Source organism: Streptomyces dryopteridis, assembly GCF_049606955.1.
GTDB lineage: Bacteria > Actinomycetota > Actinomycetes > Streptomycetales > Streptomycetaceae > Streptomyces.
In genome coordinates, this window is sequence record NZ_CP187114.1 from 334354 (window position 1) to 350646 (window position 16293).

Annotated in this window: 19 protein-coding genes; 12 read left to right on the forward strand and 7 right to left on the reverse strand. The window is 75.4% G+C overall.

Annotated features, from left to right (window positions below; genetic code table 11):
• Nucleotides 1–92: 92 nt before the first annotated feature.
• Entirely contained in the window at nt 93–1043 is a 951-nt protein-coding gene (locus tag ACN20G_RS27890; RefSeq protein ID WP_424215971.1) for a phosphotransferase family protein, read from the reverse strand.
• A 162-nt stretch (nt 1044–1205) separates the two neighbouring features.
• Between ACN20G_RS27890 and ACN20G_RS27895 the strand changes: the two genes are divergently transcribed.
• Nucleotides 1206–1823, forward strand: a complete 618-nt coding sequence (locus ACN20G_RS27895) for a hypothetical protein (RefSeq protein ID WP_424215972.1) — start codon at nt 1206–1208, stop codon at nt 1821–1823.
• Between the two features lie 47 nt (nt 1824–1870).
• Here the strand turns inward: ACN20G_RS27895 and ACN20G_RS27900 are convergent, their stop codons facing one another.
• A complete protein-coding gene (locus ACN20G_RS27900; protein ID WP_424215973.1) occupies nt 1871–2872 on the reverse strand; it encodes an adenosine deaminase in 1002 nt (333 codons plus the stop codon).
• A gap of 94 nt (nt 2873–2966) precedes the next feature.
• On the opposite strand from ACN20G_RS27900, the gene ACN20G_RS27905 reads away from it, so the two are divergent.
• Nucleotides 2967–3335: a hypothetical protein gene (locus ACN20G_RS27905; RefSeq protein ID WP_424215974.1), complete on the forward strand. Its 369-nt coding sequence runs from the start codon at nt 2967–2969 to the stop codon at nt 3333–3335.
• 52 nt (nt 3336–3387) lie between these two features.
• On the opposite strand, the gene ACN20G_RS27910 is transcribed toward ACN20G_RS27905, so the two are convergent.
• Complete coding sequence (locus ACN20G_RS27910) at nt 3388–3861, reverse strand: hypothetical protein (protein WP_424215975.1); 474 nt, start codon at nt 3859–3861, stop codon at nt 3388–3390.
• Nucleotides 3862–3968: 107 nt separating this feature from the next.
• Between ACN20G_RS27910 and ACN20G_RS27915 the strand changes: the two genes are divergently transcribed.
• Nucleotides 3969–5198: an FUSC family protein gene (locus ACN20G_RS27915; protein ID WP_424215976.1), complete on the forward strand. Its 1230-nt coding sequence runs from the start codon at nt 3969–3971 to the stop codon at nt 5196–5198.
• On the opposite strand, the gene ACN20G_RS27920 is transcribed toward ACN20G_RS27915, so the two are convergent.
• Nucleotides 5107–5682, reverse strand: a complete 576-nt coding sequence (locus tag ACN20G_RS27920; protein ID WP_424215977.1) for a hypothetical protein — start codon at nt 5680–5682, stop codon at nt 5107–5109. The two genes, ACN20G_RS27915 and ACN20G_RS27920, sit on opposite strands and share 92 nt — an antisense overlap.
• Nucleotides 5683–5881: 199 nt before the next feature.
• Here ACN20G_RS27920 and ACN20G_RS27925 point away from each other — a divergent pair, with 199 nt between their 5' ends.
• Complete coding sequence (locus ACN20G_RS27925) at nt 5882–6415, forward strand: hypothetical protein (RefSeq protein WP_424215978.1); 534 nt, start codon at nt 5882–5884, stop codon at nt 6413–6415.
• A 21-nt stretch (nt 6416–6436) separates the two neighbouring features.
• Here ACN20G_RS27925 and ACN20G_RS27930 read toward each other — a convergent pair whose 3' ends face one another.
• On the reverse strand, nt 6437–6934 hold the full coding sequence (locus tag ACN20G_RS27930; protein ID WP_424215979.1) for a DUF4232 domain-containing protein: 498 nt from the start codon (nt 6932–6934) through the stop codon (nt 6437–6439).
• Nucleotides 6935–7050: 116 nt separating this feature from the next.
• Here ACN20G_RS27930 and ACN20G_RS27935 point away from each other — a divergent pair, with 116 nt between their 5' ends.
• Nucleotides 7051–7476, forward strand: coding sequence for a hypothetical protein (locus ACN20G_RS27935; protein WP_424215980.1), 426 nt, complete (start codon nt 7051–7053; stop codon nt 7474–7476).
• 253 nt (nt 7477–7729) lie between these two features.
• Complete coding sequence (locus ACN20G_RS27940) at nt 7730–9268, forward strand: chitinase (RefSeq protein WP_424215981.1); 1539 nt, start codon at nt 7730–7732, stop codon at nt 9266–9268.
• 68 nt (nt 9269–9336) lie between these two features.
• Here the strand turns inward: ACN20G_RS27940 and ACN20G_RS27945 are convergent, their stop codons facing one another.
• Nucleotides 9337–9927: a histidine phosphatase family protein gene (locus ACN20G_RS27945; RefSeq protein ID WP_424215982.1), complete on the reverse strand. Its 591-nt coding sequence runs from the start codon at nt 9925–9927 to the stop codon at nt 9337–9339.
• 254 nt (nt 9928–10181) lie between these two features.
• Between ACN20G_RS27945 and ACN20G_RS27950 the strand changes: the two genes are divergently transcribed.
• The 3 genes from ACN20G_RS27950 (at nt 10182) to ACN20G_RS27960 (ending at nt 12178) form a co-directional block, all read left to right on the forward strand.
• Nucleotides 10182–10409: a CbtB domain-containing protein gene (locus ACN20G_RS27950; RefSeq protein WP_424215983.1), complete on the forward strand. Its 228-nt coding sequence runs from the start codon at nt 10182–10184 to the stop codon at nt 10407–10409.
• A gap of 14 nt (nt 10410–10423) precedes the next feature.
• Nucleotides 10424–11263 (forward strand): CbtA family protein, encoded by an 840-nt coding sequence (locus ACN20G_RS27955; RefSeq protein ID WP_424215984.1) that lies wholly within the window; start codon nt 10424–10426, stop codon nt 11261–11263.
• 123 nt (nt 11264–11386) lie between these two features.
• The gene (locus ACN20G_RS27960; protein WP_424215985.1) at nt 11387–12178 is read left to right on the forward strand and encodes a DUF1775 domain-containing protein; all 792 of its coding nucleotides are present in this window, start codon (nt 11387–11389) and stop codon (nt 12176–12178) included.
• Nucleotides 12179–12212: 34 nt separating this feature from the next.
• Here the strand turns inward: ACN20G_RS27960 and ACN20G_RS27965 are convergent, their stop codons facing one another.
• Nucleotides 12213–13019 carry a hypothetical protein gene (locus ACN20G_RS27965; RefSeq protein WP_424215986.1) on the reverse strand — a complete coding sequence of 269 codons (807 nt, stop codon included), beginning with the start codon at nt 13017–13019 and terminating at the stop codon, nt 12213–12215.
• 210 nt (nt 13020–13229) lie between these two features.
• Here ACN20G_RS27965 and ACN20G_RS27970 point away from each other — a divergent pair, with 210 nt between their 5' ends.
• From ACN20G_RS27970 to ACN20G_RS27980, 3 genes are all read left to right on the forward strand, one after another.
• Entirely contained in the window at nt 13230–13697 is a 468-nt protein-coding gene (locus ACN20G_RS27970) for a hypothetical protein (protein ID WP_424215987.1), read from the forward strand.
• Between the two features lie 130 nt (nt 13698–13827).
• On the forward strand, nt 13828–14976 hold the full coding sequence (locus ACN20G_RS27975; protein ID WP_424215988.1) for a PLP-dependent cysteine synthase family protein: 1149 nt from the start codon (nt 13828–13830) through the stop codon (nt 14974–14976).
• The gene (locus ACN20G_RS27980) at nt 14973–16259 is read left to right on the forward strand and encodes an MFS transporter (RefSeq protein WP_424215989.1); all 1287 of its coding nucleotides are present in this window, start codon (nt 14973–14975) and stop codon (nt 16257–16259) included. Before ACN20G_RS27975 ends, ACN20G_RS27980 begins: the two co-directional genes overlap by 4 nt.
• Nucleotides 16260–16293 lie beyond the last annotated feature (34 nt).

Consider the following 16293-nt stretch of genomic DNA (forward strand, 5'->3'; position numbering starts at 1 on the left):
GTGCCCCGGGCCCGCGTGCCCGGGGGCTCCCCCGGGATCCCCGGGGATCTGCCCGGACGGGCCCCCTCCCACACCCCGGTGGGCCGGCCGTCTCAGAGGGTGAGGCCGCCCGCGAAGGGGGTGGTGCGCCAGTGGTCCACGGCGGGGGTGAGGTACTGGCCGAGGACCGGCAGGCTCGGCACGAGCACCAGGCAGGCCAGGGCCCGCAGCCTGCCCACCGCGTTGACGAAGTTCATCACCTCGGGGTCCAGCGGTCGCAGTCCGGCCCGGGCGGCGCCCCGGTCGTAGGCGGCCTCCAATTCGGGTCCGAGGGAGGCCAGGTCCCATTCGACGGGGCCGAGGGTGACGAGTTCGAAGTCGGCGTAGAGGGGCCCGGAGGTGCTCGCGAAGATGTTGGCGGGCGGCGAGTCCCCGTGGATCGGGCGCAGTTCGACGCCGGGGAAGCGCTTCTCGAATGCCTCGCGGGAGCGCACGAGGGGTTCCAGCGCGGCCCATTCCCGGCGGGCCCGGTCCAGGTCGGCGGGGGCGAGGAGTTCGTGCAGGTCGGCGAGGGCGGTGAGGGAGTCGGTGACGAACCCGGGTTCGGCGGTGGCCAGGTGGTCGAGGGGGCCGGGGTAGTCGGCGAGGGCGGCGTGGAGGGCCGCGGTGAGTTCGGCGTTGGCCGCGTAGTCGGGTTCCCGGTCGTGGTCCTCTTCCGTCCACTGCCACAGGGTGAGGGAGAAGCCGTCGCGGCGGACGGGCTCCGGGGGCACGAGGGGGCTGGGCGGCACCACGGGCACCCCGCGGTCGGCGAGCCACCGGACCACGGCCAACTCGTCGCGCTGGCGCGCGGCCAGGGCGTCGAGGTCGGTGGAGCCGGCCAGGACGGTGGGCACCCGGGCGACCACGGGGGCGGGGGCGAGGTGGACGACCACGGAGAACAGGTCGTGCAGGATCTCGGGTTCCGTCACCGTCAGTCCGAGGTCCCGACCGGCGGCCACGGCGGCCGCGAGCGCGGCGGAGGTGCGGGCGGCGAGTTGTTCGGGGGTGAGGAATTCCGTCATGCCCCGATCGTTTCACGATCACCCCGCCGCGCCGAGCGATTTCCGGGCCCGCACCCGGTGCGGGGAGGGGGCGGGCACGGCGGGCGCGACAAGTATCGACGGCCGGTGCGCGGTGGTCGACCCGCCCGCGTGCCCGCCCCGGGCGTGGTGCACGATGTGCGCATGAAGATCTTCGTGAAGGGCGCCGGGTCGCTCCCGGTGCTCGCGTTGTCCCTCGTCCTGTCGCTCTCCGCCTGCGGCGGTGGCGACAAGGCCGAGACCCCTGCCGCCGCCTCCGATTCCCCGTCCGCGTCGGCGGGCGTCGCCTCGCGCGCCGACCTGGAGGCGCGGGCCAAGGCCGCGCAGGTCGACGTGGCCAATGTGTACGGCACCGAGGTGCCCGGCTACGGACTGACGGGCCAGTCCCTCGGTGTCACGGCGGAGGAGGGTTTCTCGGCCACCTACGCCGACGAGGCCACCACCGCGCAGATCCGGCTCGGCGTCAAGGCGGGCACGATCGACGCCGCGTCCTGCCCGAAGCTGCCCGTCGGGGTCGGCATGGGCGGCGGCGCGGCCGCCGGCGGCCCGGTGACGTGCACCAAGGAGGGCGAGCGCTGGTACCGGGTCTCCGGTGAGCACCACGAGTACGCGACGGCCGTGAACGGCCGGCTCGTGCGCGTCGAGGGCGACCGCAAGACGGTCACCAAGGCGGTGCTGCTGACGGCGGCGGAGAAGGCCCGCCCGGCCACCGACGCCGAGCTCCAGGCGGCGCTGCCCGCCGCCGACGGCGCCACCCCGTAGCGGGCCCGGCGCGCGGCGGGTCGGGGGACCCGCCGCGCGGCCTCGGGTCAGAAGCGGTGGGCGGCGACCTCGGCCAGGTACTCGGCCCGGAGCTGCTCCTCGTCCTCCAGGAACGACGCCTCGAAGGAGTTGCGGGCCAGGGTGCGCAGGTCCTCGTCGGTGAGGCCGAGGGCGTCGCGGACGGCGCGCAGGTTGTCCTCGACGTACCCCCCGAAGTAGGAGGGGTCGTCGGAGTTGACCGTGCATTTCAGGCCGGCCGCGAGCATGTCCCGCAGCGGGTGGTCGGCGAGGGTGTCGACGGTGCGCAGCCGCACGTTCGACAGCGGGCACAGGGTGAGCGGGATGCCCTCGCGGACGAGTCGCGCGGTGAGTTCCGGGTCCTCGAAGGCGCGCAGCCCGTGGTCGACGCGTTCGACGCCGAGCACGTCGAGGGCGCCGAGCACGTACTCGGGGCCGCCCTCCTCGCCGGCGTGCGCGACCCGGCGCAGTCCCAGTTCGGCGGCGCGCGCGTACACCTCGGCGAACAGCTCGGGCGGGTTGCCGACCTCGGCGCTGTCCAGGCCCACGCCCGTGATCAGGTGCAGGTACGGTTCCGCGGCGTCGAGGGTGGCCAGGGCCTCGGCCGGGGGCAGGTCGCGCAGGAAGCACATGATCAGGCGGGTGGAGATCCCGTGGCGCTCGCGGGAGCGGGACAGCGCCCGGTGCAGGCCGCGGACGACGGTGCCGAAGGCCACGCCGCGCGCGGTGTGGGCCTGCGGGTCGAAGAAGATCTCGGCGTGCCGGACGCCCTGGGCCGCCGCGCGGGCCAGGTAGGCATCGGCGAGCTCCTCGAAGTCCTCTTCGGTGACCAGGACCGCCATCAGCTCGTAGTAGAGGTCGAGGAAGGACTGGAGGTCGGCGAAGGCGTACGCCTTCCGCAGCACCTCGGTGTCCGCGTGCCCGAGGGTGACGCCGTTGCGGGCGGCGAGGGCGAACGCGAGTTCCGGTTCCAGGGTGCCTTCGATGTGAAGGTGGAGTTCGGCCTTGGGCACGGGTACGGAAGAGGACATTCCCGCATGGTACGCGCATCCCAGGCGCGCGGGCCTCGCTGCCTGGGTTGTGGGGGTTGCCGGTGAGGCGCGGGCCGGGGGGTAGACGCGGGGCATGACCCTCAAGCATCCCGCCGAGCGCGGCGGCCGGCGGCGCGGCGCGTTCGAGGACCTGGCGGAGAAGGCGTCGAACTTCACGAGCAGTCCGACGTTCTTCGCGCTGTGCCTGCTGTTGGTGTGCGGCGCGGTCGTCGCGCACCTGCTGAAGGCCCCGCTGCCGTGGTTGTTGTTCGTGGGCGAGTCGATGTCCGCGCTGTCGTTGTTGTTGCTCGCGCTGCTGAAGAACAGCGAGCGGCGGACCGAGCACGCGATCCAGCGCAAGCTGGACGCGATCGCCGAGGCCCTGCTGGAGGGCGCGGAGGGGGATCCGGGCCCGGCGCGGCGGCGGCTGCGCGAGGCGATCGGGGTGGAGGAGGAGACCTGAGCGCCCGCCGGAGCGCACGGGGTCAGGAGGGCCGGCGTCAGGAGGGCCGGGGTCAGGAGGGCACGTAGAGGGGCACGGTCACGTCGTGGCCCGCGGTGCCGGGGGCGGTGTCGGGGTAGACCAGGCGGATCGTGGTCCAGGCCCGCTGACCGGGGTGGCCCGGGCGGGGTTCGGGGTCGCCGAGGGTGACGTGCACGCGGTGGGAGCGGAACCGGCCGGCGGCGCAGTCGGGCACGCAGTCGTTGGCCCGGTTCGTGCCGGTGGCCTCGGCCCGGTCGGGTCCCCAGCTGCTCCAGCGCAGGTCGGCCAGGGCGCTGTTGCCGTCCCCGCAGGCCAGCAGGTAGTCGGCGGGGCGGACCACGGGTTCGGCGGCGCAGTCGAGGAGGACGGGCGGTCCCGGGCTGGGGGCGGTCCTCGGGTGCGCGGGGGCGGCGGCCACGGCGAGGGCGGCCGCCGCGCAGAGCAGGGCCGCCGTACGGGGGCCGGGGCGGGGAGCGCGTCCTCGATCGGTCCGTGAAGCAGTCATGACACCCTCCGCCGCGGTTCGCCGTGCACCGGGACCCAGCTTCCCTCTCGGGCTCCCGGTCCGCATCCGCGGGAGTTCGACGCGTCGGGCTGGGCAGGCGTCCCAGGATGATCGACATACGGGAATGGACGGTGAAGGGGCTGCGGCGGGAGCCGGCGGTCGTGCAGACGCTGCGGTCGGCGGTCGCGGCGACGGTGGCGTACGTGATCGCGCTGCGGGTGGGGCCGGAGCCGGCGCCGTTGACCGCGCCGCTGACGGCGCTGTTGGTGGTGCAGGTGACGTTCTTCGCCACGCTCACCAACGGGGTGCGGCGGGTGGTCTCGGTGGTGGCCGGGGTGCTGGTGGCGATCGGGTTCAGCCTGTGGGTGGGGTTGACCTGGTGGAGTCTGGCGCTGCTGATCGTGGCGGCGCTCGCGGTGGGCCGGCTGGTGCGGGTGGAGGAGTACACGGCCGAGGTCGCGATCAGCGCGATGCTGGTGCTGGGCGTGACGAGCGTGGGGTTCACGGCGTGGGCGCGGATCGTGGAGACCTTGATCGGCGCGTCGGTGGGCATGGCCTGCAACCTGTTGTTGCCGGCGCCGGTGTGGGTCGGCGAGGCCGGGCGGTCGGTGGAGGACCTCGGGCGGCGGATGCGGCGGCTGCTGTTGGAGCTGGGCGAGGCCGCCGCCGGGCGCACCTCGTGGGAACGGGCGGCCGAGCGGCTGCACGCGGCGCGCGGACTGGACCGGCACATCGCCACGGTGGACACGGCCCTGGCCCGTGCGGAGGACAGCCTGCGGTGGAACCCGCGCGTGCGGGAGGGGCTGCTGCATCGGGTGGTGTTGCGCACGGGGTTGGACACGTTGGAGATCTGCACGGTGGTGCTGCGGGTGCTGGCGCGTTCGCTGACGGACCTGGCGCGGGCCCGGGAGCGGGACGGCGCGGGCGAGCCCCTGTTCCCGCCCCGGGTCGGGGCGACGGTGGAGCGGTTGCTGGCCGAGATCGGTGACGCGGTGGTGAGCTTCGCGGTGCTGGTGACGGCGCACATGAGCCGGGACGCGGAGTCGGCGGAGGAGCGGTTGGCGGCGGAGCTGCGGACGGCGGCGGCGACCCGGGAGCGGCTGGCGGAGCTGCTGCGGGAGGAGGTGCCGTCCGGGTCGGCGCACTGGCAGTTGCCGGCGGCGGTGTTGGCGGAGGCCGACCGGTTGATCGACGAGTTGAACACCGAGCACCGCACCCGGCGGTTGTTCGAGGAGTTGGACCGGGTCACCCGGGAGAAACGGGCCCGTCGGTCCCGGCCGGGTCGGTTGCTGCGCCGGGTGTGGCCGGCGCGCGCGTGGCGCGAGCGGGGCCGGTGAGGGGCACGGTCGGTGGGCGGCCGGGGCGGGAGGCGGCGCCGGCGAGCAGGAGGGAGCCGACGCCGAAGGCGAGGACGGCGCCGTTCAGCCAGGCGTACAGCGGGGTGCTGGGGTACACGCTGCCGTCGTCGCGGACGCAGTCGAAGCCGAGGGGCAGGTAGGAGCCCTCCTGTCCCACCAGTCGCCCGCGTTCCTCCGGGCGGCCCTCGACCAGGGCACGGCACTCGTGGGCCGGGGTGGCGTCGGCGCCGTGCGAGGACTCGTTGACGCTGATCGCGACGGAGAGCATGCCGACGCACTGGACGAGCACCGCCGCGGCCAGGGCCAGCCCGACCCCCCAGCGCAGCAGGTCACGCCGCCAGTCCGGGCGCCGGCGCCGGCCGCTCAGGGCGACCGCCAACAGTTTGCCGATCAGCACCAGCAGCCACACGGGCATCAGCAGCAACGCCGGTATCCCCAGCAGCAACACGACCAGTTCCCACATGCGACGCCCCCGTCCCCGCCCGGCCCGGTGGCCGGTGCTCCCGTCGCAACCTAACAGGGGCCCCGTCCGCGCCCCGTCCGCGTCCCGGTCGACGGGACACCGAGACGTGTCCGACGCCGATCCGACGCACGGCCGGCCGAGTCTGTACCCGGGGCCACCGCCCCTCCGCCGCGAACCACGCCCTCGAAGGAGCGCTCCCGTGTCCGACCACGCGCCCGCCGGCTTCGTCACCCTCGCCGACTTCGACCCCGGGATCCGTCAGGTTCGCGCGGACCCGACGGCCCCGACCCCCGAGGGGTTGCTGACCCTGCCGGCGGCCGACGCCCTCAGCCGGGCGCACCGGCTGTTGGCGCGCAACGGCTGGGGCCTGGTCGTGTCGGCCGCCTACCGCCCGTGGCGCGGGGACCCCGCCAGGCCCGTGCGCGAACCGTCCCCGACCGGGTCGGGGACGGCGTGGTCGGGGGCGGCGTGGTCGGGGTGTGTGGACTTCCGGGGCGACCACAGCCGCGGCAGCACCGTGGACGTGTTCCCGGACGGGGCCGACGAGCCCCTCGCCTGGGAGGCGCTGGCGCACGCGATGCGCTGGGCGGGCTTCGGGGCCGCGCCCTCGGGGACGGGTCACTTCACCCTGGCCGAGGAGCCGTACCCGAACCTCCGCTTCGACTTCCCGACCCTCGCCCGGGCCGCCGACCCGACCGCCCCGGCCGCGTCGGTGTGGTCGCGGGCGGCCTGAGGCGGCGGGCCGGGGGCCGGATCAGGCGCCGGGGAGCACCGGGCCGACGAGGGTGCCGCGGGCGACGGTGAAGGCGCCCTCCGCGAAGGAGGTGCCGGGAATGGTCCCGTCGGGCGTGCGCAGGGTGAACGCGGCCTCGTCGGCGGCCAGGCCCCGGCCGTCGTTCGGGACCTGGATGTCGAAGTGGACGGGCCGGTCCGGTCCGAAGGTCACCGCCCCGCCCTGGTCCCCGTAGGCGCCGGCCGTGACGGGCAGGGCCGTGCCCCGGTGCGAGAAGCCCAGGTCGATCGGGGAGCCGGCGAGCACGCAGGACGCGTACCCGCGGGGCGCGGTGAGCGTGACCCGGTAGTGCGTGTGGCCGGAACTGGCCTGGTCCCGCGTGATCTTCGCGAGGTGGTTGGCGGGCCGACAGGCGGAGGGCGCGGCACTCGCGGCGGACGCCGCCTGCGCCGTGCCGAGGGCCGCGGCGGTCATCAGGGCGGCGGCGAGTGCGGCGGCGGACCTGCGGTCGATGCGCATGCGGTGATCTCCTCGTGTGCTGCGGTGGTGCTCGCATGCCTTCCCCACGACACACACCGACAATGTCCGCGAATCGTCACGAGACGGCATGTTCCGGCAATGTGCACAATGGGGAAATGATGACCGTACTGATAGCGGGCCTGCCCGAAGGGGCGGAACTGGAGGCGGTACGGGCCCGGGTGCACCTCGGGCCGCACTTTCGCGTCGTAGCCCACGCCCACGCGCCGCGCACGGCGCTGGCCCAGGCCAGGGTGCTGATGCCGGACATCGCGGTGATCACCCGCGATCGGCCGGGCCCGGCCGGCGACCGTGCGCGGCTGGCGCTGGTCTGGGCCCTGCGCGCCTTCGACCCGCCCACCGGGATCATCCTGCGGCGCGACGCGGAGGAGCCCGCCGACGCGGTCGGACCCGGGGCGGAGCCCGTGGACGGCGCCGTGCACCACGTGCGGCGCGGCGATCCCGACGCCCTGGCCCACGCCCTGGCCGCCATCGGGCGCCGACGGGCGAGCTGCGACACCGATCCGGCGCCGGAAGCGCCCTGACCCCCGCCCGGTCGCGGCCGGGCAGGGCGGGGCGGAAGGGGGTGTTCGGGGCGGGTTTGCCGAAGGTTTGCCCGGGTGGTCCCGGGGGCGGTCCGGCGGTGGTCTGGACCGGAGGCCCTCCCCGCCGAAATTGGTCTAGTCCTTCTTCCCCGCAGGTCATTGACATGCCCCTGACGGGGGTCGGAGTCTCGGGGACGGCGGCGCGCGCCACCCGACCCCCACTCCACCCCCACGGACCGAGACGGACCAGACCATGAGAAGCCCGCTCTCCCCGCGCACCCTGCGCACCGCCCTGAGCTCGGCCTTCGCCGGCGTCCTCACCGCCGGCGGACTCGTCGCCCTCGCCGCCCAACCGGCCGCCGCGGCCCCCACACCGCTGCCCGACCGGGTCTTCGCCCCCTATTTCGAGTCCTGGACCGGCGAGAGCCCGGCCGCCCTCGCCGCCCAGTCCGGCGCCAAACACCTGACCATGGCCTTCCTCCAGACCGCGAGCAAGGGCTCGTGCACCGTGCTGTGGAACGGCGACACCTCCAAGCCCATCTCGTCCGGCGTCTTCGGCTCCGACATCGCCACGATCCGGGCCGGCGGCGGGGACGTGATCCCCTCCTTCGGCGGCTACACCGCCGACACCACCAACACCGAGATCGCCGACAGCTGCACGGACGTGGACCAGATCGCCGCCGCGTACCAGAAGGTCGTCACCACCTACGACGTGACCCGGCTCGACATGGACATCGAGGTGGACTCCCTCGACAACACCGCCGGCATCGACCGCCGCAACAAGGCCATCAAGAAGGTCCAGGACTGGGCCGCCGCCAACGGCCGCACCCTGAACGTCTCCTACACCCTGCCGACCACCACCAAGGGCCTGGCCGCCAGTGGCCTCGCCGTGCTCCGCAACGCCGTCTCCAACGGCGCGCGGGTGGACGTCGTCAACCTGATGACCTTCGACTACTACGACAACGCCGCCCACGACATGGCGCGGGACACCCAGACCGCCGCCCAGGGCCTCTACGACCAACTCGCCAAGCTGTACCCGGCGAAGACCCCCGCCCAGCTGTGGGGCTCGATCGGGATCACCGAGATGATCGGGGTGGACGACTTCGGCCCGGCCGAGACCTTCACCCTGGCCAACGCCCGCACCGTCTACGACTGGGCCGGGTCCAAGGGCATCAACACCCTCTCGTTCTGGGCCCTCCAGCGCGACAACGGGAGCTGCGCGGGCGGCGCCGCCGCCGACAACTGCTCCGGCATCGCGCAGAACACCTGGGACTTCACCCGGATCTTCGCCCCCTACACCAGCGGCGGACCCACCACCCCGACCGATGACTTCTCGGTGACCTCCACCCCCGCGAACGCGACCGTGACCGCCGGCGCGAGCACCACCGCCACCGTTCGCACCGCTGTCACCTCCGGCACCGCCCGCACCCTGAACCTCTCCGTCAGCGGCGCGCCCACCGGTCTCACGGCCACCCTCAACCCGACGAGCCTCACCACCGGCGGCTCGGCCACGCTCACCGTCTCCACCACCGCCGCCACCCCCTCGGGCACCCACACGCTGACCGTGCTCGCGGCCGGCGGCGGGGCCTCGCACGCCACGACCTTCACCGTCACGGTCACCGGCGGCGCCCCCGTCTGCACCGCCGCGCCCTGGGCCGCGAGCCAGGTCTACACGGGCGGCGGGACCGTCTCCCACAAGGGGCACACCTGGAAGGCCAAGTGGTGGACCACCGGCGAGGAGCCCGGCACCACCGGCGAATGGGGCGTCTGGCAGGACCTCGGCGCCTGCTGACCCCCCTCCCCCGCTCCCACCCCGCCCCGCCCGCCCCGACCCCGCGCCCGCGGCCGGTCGGGGCGGGCTCAGGCGCCCGCGGCGCGCCCCAGGAGCAGGTTCCAGCGGCCGGCCCGTCCCACGAGTTCGGTCACCGTCAACGGCCGTACGTCAAGGCGCCAGAAGGTCTCGTCCGGCAGCGCCAGAGCGTGCAGGACGGCGGCCCGCACCACGTCCGGCTCCACCACCGCCACCAGCCGCCCGCCCGCTCCGCCCGCCTCCCGCCCCGCCGCCGCGTCGAGCACCCCCCCGATCCGCGCCCGCAGCTCCCGCACCGACTCACCGCCGTGCGGCGCCGCCGCCGGATCGGCGAGCCAGCGGGCCACCGCCTCCGGCTCGGCCCCGGCCAGCTCCGTCAGCGTCCGCCCCCGCCAGCGGCCCATCGCGCACCCGGCCCACACGTCCGCGACCACGACCTCGGCCGGGCCCAGGGCCTCGGCCGTCTCCCGACAGCGCCGGGACGGGGAGGCGTACACGGCGCCCGGGGCCGCGCCCAGCTCGTCGGCGGCGGCCCGCGCGTCGGCCAGGCCCCGGGGGTCGAGCGGGCCCTCGTCGTCGAACCGGGCCTCGCGGCCCGCCTCGCTCCACGCCGGGGAGATCAGTCTCACCCTGAGTGTCATCGTGTCCCTCCTGTCACGGTACGGGCGTGACCCGCGCCTCACGCCCTTGGCTGTTTGTCATGTGCGCGGTACCGTCGCGGCGACAACAGAACATCACGACGACGGCGGGACGGAAGTCCGGTGTGAATCCGGCACGGTCGCGCCACTGTGTGCCGAGGCGAACCCTTCGCGGGGTGTCGTCGCGGCGAGTCAGACCCGTGGGCCGTCGTCGTCCGCACCACCGTACGGGCGCGCGTTCCCAAGGAGGTTCACCGATGGCCGAATCAGCCGTCCCCACCGCCGCATCCACCCCTGCCGTCACGATCCCGACCGCCCTGCCGGTCCGGGCCGTGCTGCCCTGGGCCCTGTTCGCGGGCCTGCTGGCGCTGATCGCGCTCTACTTCGTCGGCGCCGAGCAGGGCGCCACCGCCGTGTTCGCCGGCGACACCGTCCACGAGTGGGTCCACGACGGACGCCACCTGCTCGGCTTCCCCTGCCACTGAGGGGCCACGGACCGTTGAGCACACGAGTACACGCCGCCACCGTGCGGCGCCTGTTGGTCCGCGGCATGCTCGCGGGCCTGATCGCCGGGCTGTTCGCGTTCGCCGTCTCCTACGTCGTGGGCGAGCCGCCGGTGCGGGGCTCCATCGCGGTGGAGGAGGCGCAGGCCGCGAAGGAGGCCGCCGGCGCCTCCGGGCACGGCGGGCACGGCGCGCAGCCCGGCGCCGGGGCGGCGGCGGAAGAGGAGGGTCCGGTCAGCCGGGACCTCCAGTCCACGGCCGGTCTGGCCACGGGGGTCCTGGTCTACGGGGTGGCCCTGGGCGGGATCGCCGCGCTGGCCTTCGCGTTCGCGCTGGGCCGGATGGGCCGCTTCGGCCCGCGCGCGACGGCGGCCCTGGTGGCGGCCGCCGCGTTCACCACCGTCTACCTGGTGCCGTTCCTGAAGTACCCGGCCACTCCCCCGGCGGTCGGCAATCCCGACACCATCGGGAAGCGGACCACCCTGTTCTTCCTCATGATCCTGCTGAGCGTGCTGCTCGGGCTGGCGGCGGTCATCGCGGGCCGCCGGCTGGCGCCGAGGCTCGGCAACTGGAACGCCTCGCTGGTGGCGGGCGCCGGATTCGCGGTCGTCACGGCGGTGGCGTTCGTCTTCCTGCCCGCCAACGACGACGCCGTCGCGGCCGGGTTCCCGGCGGCGCTCCTGTGGGAGTTCCGGCTGGCCTCCCTCGCCGTGCAGGCGGTGTTGTGGGTCGCCTTCGGGATCGTGTTCGGGGCACTGGCGCAGCGCCTGCTGGCCCCGGACCCCGCGCGGGGCGACGGGGCGACGGCGGTGCGCGGCGCGCCCGTCGCGGGCTGAGCCACGACCGCACGACCCCGCGGGCCCCACCGGACACCTCCGGTGGGGCCCGCGTTCTTTCGCCCGAAGCCGTTCACGCGACCCAACCGCCGGGTGATGATGTGACCTTCGGATGGACGCATCATGGGGAGTGATCGCATGGGGCACGGCATCGGCGGGATGCGAACGGGCCGGCGGAGGGCGCTCGTGTCGGGCATGGCCCTCGTGGCCGTGGGCTGGGCGGCCGGTCCGGCCCTCGCGCACGTGGAGGTGAGCGCGGACGGGGCGCGGGCCCTGGCCAAGGACGTGACGCTCGCCTTCACCGCCGAGTCCGAGTCCGCCGACTCCGGGATCGCCTCGCTGCGGGTGGTGGCGCCCGAGGGCATCGCCCCGGCCGACGTGCGGTGGGGCGCCGGCCCGAAGGGCTGGGTCCTGGCGCCCGCGGCCGACGGGTGGACGGCGTCCGGCCCGGCGCTGCCCGCCGGGGAGGACGTGCGCTTCACCGTGGTGGTGCGGCAGTTGCCGGACGCCCGGGAGCTCGCGTTCAAGACCCTGCAGACGTACGCGGACGGGCGGGTGGACCGGTGGATCGAGGTGCCGTCGCAGGAGGGTGAGGAGGCCGGGGGCGGGCACGGGCACGGGAACCAGGCGCCCGTGCTGAAGCTGGAGCCGGCCGCGCGCGGCGCCGTGGCCGAACCGGCCCCCTCGCCCTCGTCCTCCGCGCCGGCGCCCGCGTCCGCGTCGCCCTCCCGGACCACCGGCCCGGGCACCGCCGGCGACGGCGGGGTGCGGGTCACCGCGAGCGCCCGACCGGCCGAGGCCCCGGCCGGTGGTCCGGGTCCGGCGGTGTGGGTCCTGGGCGGGGTCGCGGTGCTCGCGGCGGCGGGCGCGGCGGGGTGGGCGTGGCTGCGACGGCGCGGGGCGGGCGGCGGCTGACGGGGCCCGGGTGAAGGGGCTCGGATGAAGGGGGTCAGATGAAGGGGGTCGCGAAGAACATGAGGAGGGCGCTCAGCGTCGGGACCCCGAGCAGGAGGAGGACCGCCACGTTGCCCGCGGTCCCCGAGCCGATCTCGATCACCCGCTCGGGATCGCGCGGGTCGTAGCTGATGTCGACGCTGGGCCGGCCACTGGTGCCGCGGTGCGTCCGGGTGTTGTCCTCGTGGTCCCCGTACAGGTAGAGGGTCGGGTCCCCGCCGATCACCTGGTAGGCGGTCACGGTGATCCCGTGCCGGGGCAGGCGCACCCGGGCCCACAGTTCCGCGCTCGCGAACCAGACGAAGAGCCCGCCGAAGTACGCCATGCCGCCCGACACCACGGTCATCACCACCATCCCGGGTTCCGTGGAGATCCGGACGGTGAGCACGCTCACCGCCACGATCACCAGCACCCAGACGAGCGCGGCCCACGCGAAGCGCCGCCCCCACGCCTTCGCCCGGGGCAGCGGCTCGGGCTCCAGGGTGCGCACGACGACCAGGGCGGCCCCGTCCACCGCCTCGGCGCCGTCCTCGGTCGGGGGCAGCGCCGCCGTCACGCCCCGGGCGAAGAGGTCGGCGGCGACCTCGGAGACCCCGTCGATCCCGTGCTCCGCGGCCTCGCCGCCGGGCCTGGCCCGGAGCCGGACCCGCACCGCGCGGCCCTCGGCCTCCACGCGGGCCACCGCCGCGAGCGGGATCCGGTGTTCGGTGCGGTCCCGGCGGAGCACCAACTCCCCCTGCACGACCCTCAGGTCGTGGTTCCTGCCGGCGCGCAGGACGGGTATGGAAGACGTGTTCGACATGGCCGGATCCTAACCCGCCCCACGGCGGGTTCCGGACGGTTCCGGAGTCGGTCCCGGAGGTCAACTCCGCAGGTCGGAGCGGAGGATGAGGTTCCGTCGGCGCTCCCGCCCGAGAGCGGTCCGGCCGGCGTGATCCCGCGCCGGCGCGTCCGTCCGGCCCGCCACCCGAACGGGGGATTTCCCCGCGCGGGCGTGGCCGGAGCGGCGCGAATGGTTAACCGTCAGGGTGTGGACGAGTGGTGGCGGGGCCTGCGGGGCGCGGTGCGGCGGAGCCGCGCCGGGTTCGTGGCCGTGCTCGTGCTGCTCGTCGGCGTGCACGTGGCCGGGGCGGCGCACAGCGCCGCGTTCCAGGGCCCGTACGCCGCGCTCGTGCCGGCGTGCCCGCCCGCGCACGCCGCGCCCGCCTCCCTCGGCGGCCCGCCGGAGCCCGGGTCCGGGTTCGGGTCCGCTTCCGCGCCCCGGCACGCGCACGACGTGGCCGAGCACGCCGACCATTCCGCGGACCGGCCCCGGACGCCCGCCACCGGGCATCTGGCCCGGGTCGCCCTGGCCCCGGCCGGCCCCGCCCCCGACCTCGTCTCCCCCGTCGGTTCGGCCGCCCATCCGGTCGCGGCGGGCGGGGGCGGGCCGCCCGAGGCGGGCACCGACCCCGATCCGCACCGCGTGCTGCGCCAGTAGGGCCCGCCCGCGCACCCCTCGCACCGCCGTCCGGCCCGCCCGGGCCCCGGCCGGTGCGCGCCGGTGCCCCGCCGCGCCCTCACCTTCCCCGTCCGCGCCCCGTCCCGGGGCGTACAGGAGACGCACGCCCATGAGCACCATCCCCCTGCTGCCCGCACCCGCGCCCGCGCTCGCCCTCTCGGCGGCGCCCGTCGTGGCGCACCGTCCGGCCCACCTGGTGGGCAACACTCCGCTGTTGTGGATCGATCGTCCCTTCGCCCCGGCCGGGCGGGGCTTCTACGCGAAGTTGGAGGGGGCCAATCCGGGCGGCATCAAGGACCGCCCCGGGCTGCACATGATCCGTGAGGCCCGAAGGCGCGGGGAGCTCGCGCCGGGCGCGCCGGTGGTGGAGTCCTCCAGCGGGACCCTGGGGCTGGGTTTGGCGCTGGCCGGGTTGACGTACGGGCATCCGGTGACGGTCGTGACCGATCCGGGGATGGAGCCCTCCCTGACCCGGCTGCTGGCGGCGGTGGGCGCGCGGGTGGACCGGGTGACGGCCCCGGACCCGGTCGGGGGGTGGCAGGAGGCGCGCCGGCGGCGGGTGGCGGAGCTGCTGGCGGCGTCCCCCGGCGCGTACTGCCCGGACCAGTACGCCAATCCGGACAACGTGGCGGCGTACCGGCCGTTGGCGGCCGAGCTGACGGCGCAGTTGGGGCGGATCGACGTGCTGGTCGCGGCGGTGGGCACCGGCGGGCATTCGGCGGGGGTCGCGGCGGGGCTGCGGGAGCATTCGCCGGGGCTGCGGCTGATCGGGGTGGACTCGGTGGCCTCGACCGTGTTCGGGCAGCCCGCCGGGCCGCGTCTGATGCGCGGGCTCGGATCGAGCATCCATCCGGCGAACGTGGACTACCCGGCGTTCTCGGAGGTGCACTGGGTGGCACCGGGCGAGGCGGTGTGGGCGTGCCGGGCGCTGGCCCGGGCGCACTGGGCGACCGGTGGGTGGAGCGTGGGCGCGGTGGCGTTGGTGGCGGGGTGGGCGGCGCGGACGGCACGGCCGGGCACCCGGATCGTGGCGGTCTTCCCGGACGGTCCGCACCGCTACCTGGACACGGTCTTCGACGACGTCTGGTGCGCGGAGCGGGGCCTGGCGGGGGTGGTGCCGGAGTCGGGGCCGGACGAGATCGCCGACGCGCGGGAGCGGGTGGTGACGCGGTGGACCCGGTGCGCGCGGGTCCGTGATCCGCTGGGCCGGTCCGAGGACGGCGGGCGTGCGCCGGTGCGCGGGGCGGGTGCGCGATGAGCGGGTGCGGGCTGTGGGCGCGTTGGGGTTCCTTCGACCCGGCGGTGCGTCTGTTGATGGTGAACCAGTTCGCGATCAACCTGGGCTTCTACATGTTGATGCCGTATCTCGCGGACCACTTGGCGCACGGGCTGGGGCTCGCGGCGTGGACGGTGGGGCTGGTGTTGGGGGTGCGGAACCTGTCGCAGCAGGGAATGTTCCTGGTCGGGGGGAGCCTGGCGGACCGGTACGGGTACAAGCCGATGATCCTGGCCGGGTGCGGGCTGCGGACGGTGGCGTTCGGGTTGTTGGCGGTGGCGCAGTCGGTGCCGGCGCTGGTGGTGGCCTCGGCGCTGACGGGTCTGGCGGGGGCTCTGTTCAATCCGGCGGTGCGCGCGTATGTGGCGGCGGGGGCCGGGGAGGAGCGTCGGGTGGAGGCGTTCGCGGTGTTCAACGTGTTCTACCAGGCCGGGATCCTGGTGGGTCCGTTGGCCGGGTTGGCCTTGTTGGCGTGGGATTTCGCGGCGGTGTGCGCGGCGTCGGCGGTGGTGTTCGGGGCTCTGGCCCTGCTCCAGGCGCGGGCCCTGCCGGCGCGGGCCGTCGCGGTCGACCCGAGCGGGGATGGGGCGGGGGTGCCGGCGTGGCGGGCGGTGGCCCGGGACTGGCGGTCGGTGGTCGGCAACCGGCCGTTCGTGCTGTTCGCGCTGGCCATGTCCGGTTCGTACGTGCTGGCGTTCCAGGTGTACCTGGCCCTGCCCTTGCGGGCGCGGGAGGTCTTCGGGGCGCGGGCGGACTGGGTGACGGGGGCGGTGTTCGCGGTGTCGGCGTTGGCCGCGCTGTCGGGACAGTTGCGGTTGACGGCGTGGGCGCGGCGGCGGTTGTCGGGTCCGGCGGCGATCGGGTGGGGCCTGGTGGTCATGGGGCTGGCGTTCGTGCCCCTGGTGCCGGGGGTGCGGCCGGGGTCGGGGCTGCCGGGCGCGGTGGCGCAGGGGGTGGCGTTGGCGGGGTGCGCGGCGCTGTTGGCGTGGGGCGGCGCCCTGTTGTACCCGTTCGAGATGGACATGGTGGTGCGCTTGGCGGGTGAGCGGTTGCCGGCCACGCACTACGGGGCGTACCACACGGCGTCGGGGGTGGCGGTGGCCGTGGGGAACCTGGGGGTGGGGGCGCTGTTCGACGCGGGGCCGGCCTGGTCCCCGTGGGCGGCGCTGGCGGTGACGGGTCTGGTGTGCGCGGGCGCGATCGGCGCGCTGGCCCGCTCGGGCACGCTGCGCGCGCCGGTGGCGAAACCGCTCCCGGTGGGGTGACCGCGCGGGGGCCGAATCCGGCCCGGCGTGCGCT

Bases quoted from the DNA above. Each gene is read 5' to 3' on its own strand.
- ACN20G_RS27980 (WP_424215989.1), top strand. From the start codon at position 14,973: ATGAGCGGGTGCGGGCTGTGGGCGCGTTGGGGTTCCTTCGACCCGGCG.
- ACN20G_RS27910 (WP_424215975.1), bottom strand. From the start codon at position 3,861: ATGACTGCTTCACGGACCGATCGAGGACGCGCTCCCCGCCCCGGCCCC.
- ACN20G_RS27940 (WP_424215981.1), top strand. From the start codon at position 7,730: ATGAGAAGCCCGCTCTCCCCGCGCACCCTGCGCACCGCCCTGAGCTCG.
- ACN20G_RS27895 (WP_424215972.1), top strand. From the start codon at position 1,206: ATGAAGATCTTCGTGAAGGGCGCCGGGTCGCTCCCGGTGCTCGCGTTG.
- ACN20G_RS27890 (WP_424215971.1), bottom strand. From the start codon at position 1,043: ATGACGGAATTCCTCACCCCCGAACAACTCGCCGCCCGCACCTCCGCC.
- ACN20G_RS27965 (WP_424215986.1), bottom strand. From the start codon at position 13,019: ATGTCGAACACGTCTTCCATACCCGTCCTGCGCGCCGGCAGGAACCAC.
- ACN20G_RS27975 (WP_424215988.1), top strand. From the start codon at position 13,828: ATGAGCACCATCCCCCTGCTGCCCGCACCCGCGCCCGCGCTCGCCCTC.
- ACN20G_RS27930 (WP_424215979.1), bottom strand. From the start codon at position 6,934: ATGCGCATCGACCGCAGGTCCGCCGCCGCACTCGCCGCCGCCCTGATG.
- ACN20G_RS27970 (WP_424215987.1), top strand. From the start codon at position 13,230: ATGGTTAACCGTCAGGGTGTGGACGAGTGGTGGCGGGGCCTGCGGGGC.
- ACN20G_RS27915 (WP_424215976.1), top strand. From the start codon at position 3,969: ATGATCGACATACGGGAATGGACGGTGAAGGGGCTGCGGCGGGAGCCG.
- ACN20G_RS27920 (WP_424215977.1), bottom strand. From the start codon at position 5,682: ATGTGGGAACTGGTCGTGTTGCTGCTGGGGATACCGGCGTTGCTGCTG.
- ACN20G_RS27945 (WP_424215982.1), bottom strand. From the start codon at position 9,927: ATGACACTCAGGGTGAGACTGATCTCCCCGGCGTGGAGCGAGGCGGGC.
- ACN20G_RS27900 (WP_424215973.1), bottom strand. From the start codon at position 2,872: ATGTCCTCTTCCGTACCCGTGCCCAAGGCCGAACTCCACCTTCACATC.
- ACN20G_RS27935 (WP_424215980.1), top strand. From the start codon at position 7,051: ATGATGACCGTACTGATAGCGGGCCTGCCCGAAGGGGCGGAACTGGAG.
- ACN20G_RS27950 (WP_424215983.1), top strand. From the start codon at position 10,182: ATGGCCGAATCAGCCGTCCCCACCGCCGCATCCACCCCTGCCGTCACG.
- ACN20G_RS27960 (WP_424215985.1), top strand. From the start codon at position 11,387: ATGGGGAGTGATCGCATGGGGCACGGCATCGGCGGGATGCGAACGGGC.
- ACN20G_RS27905 (WP_424215974.1), top strand. From the start codon at position 2,967: ATGACCCTCAAGCATCCCGCCGAGCGCGGCGGCCGGCGGCGCGGCGCG.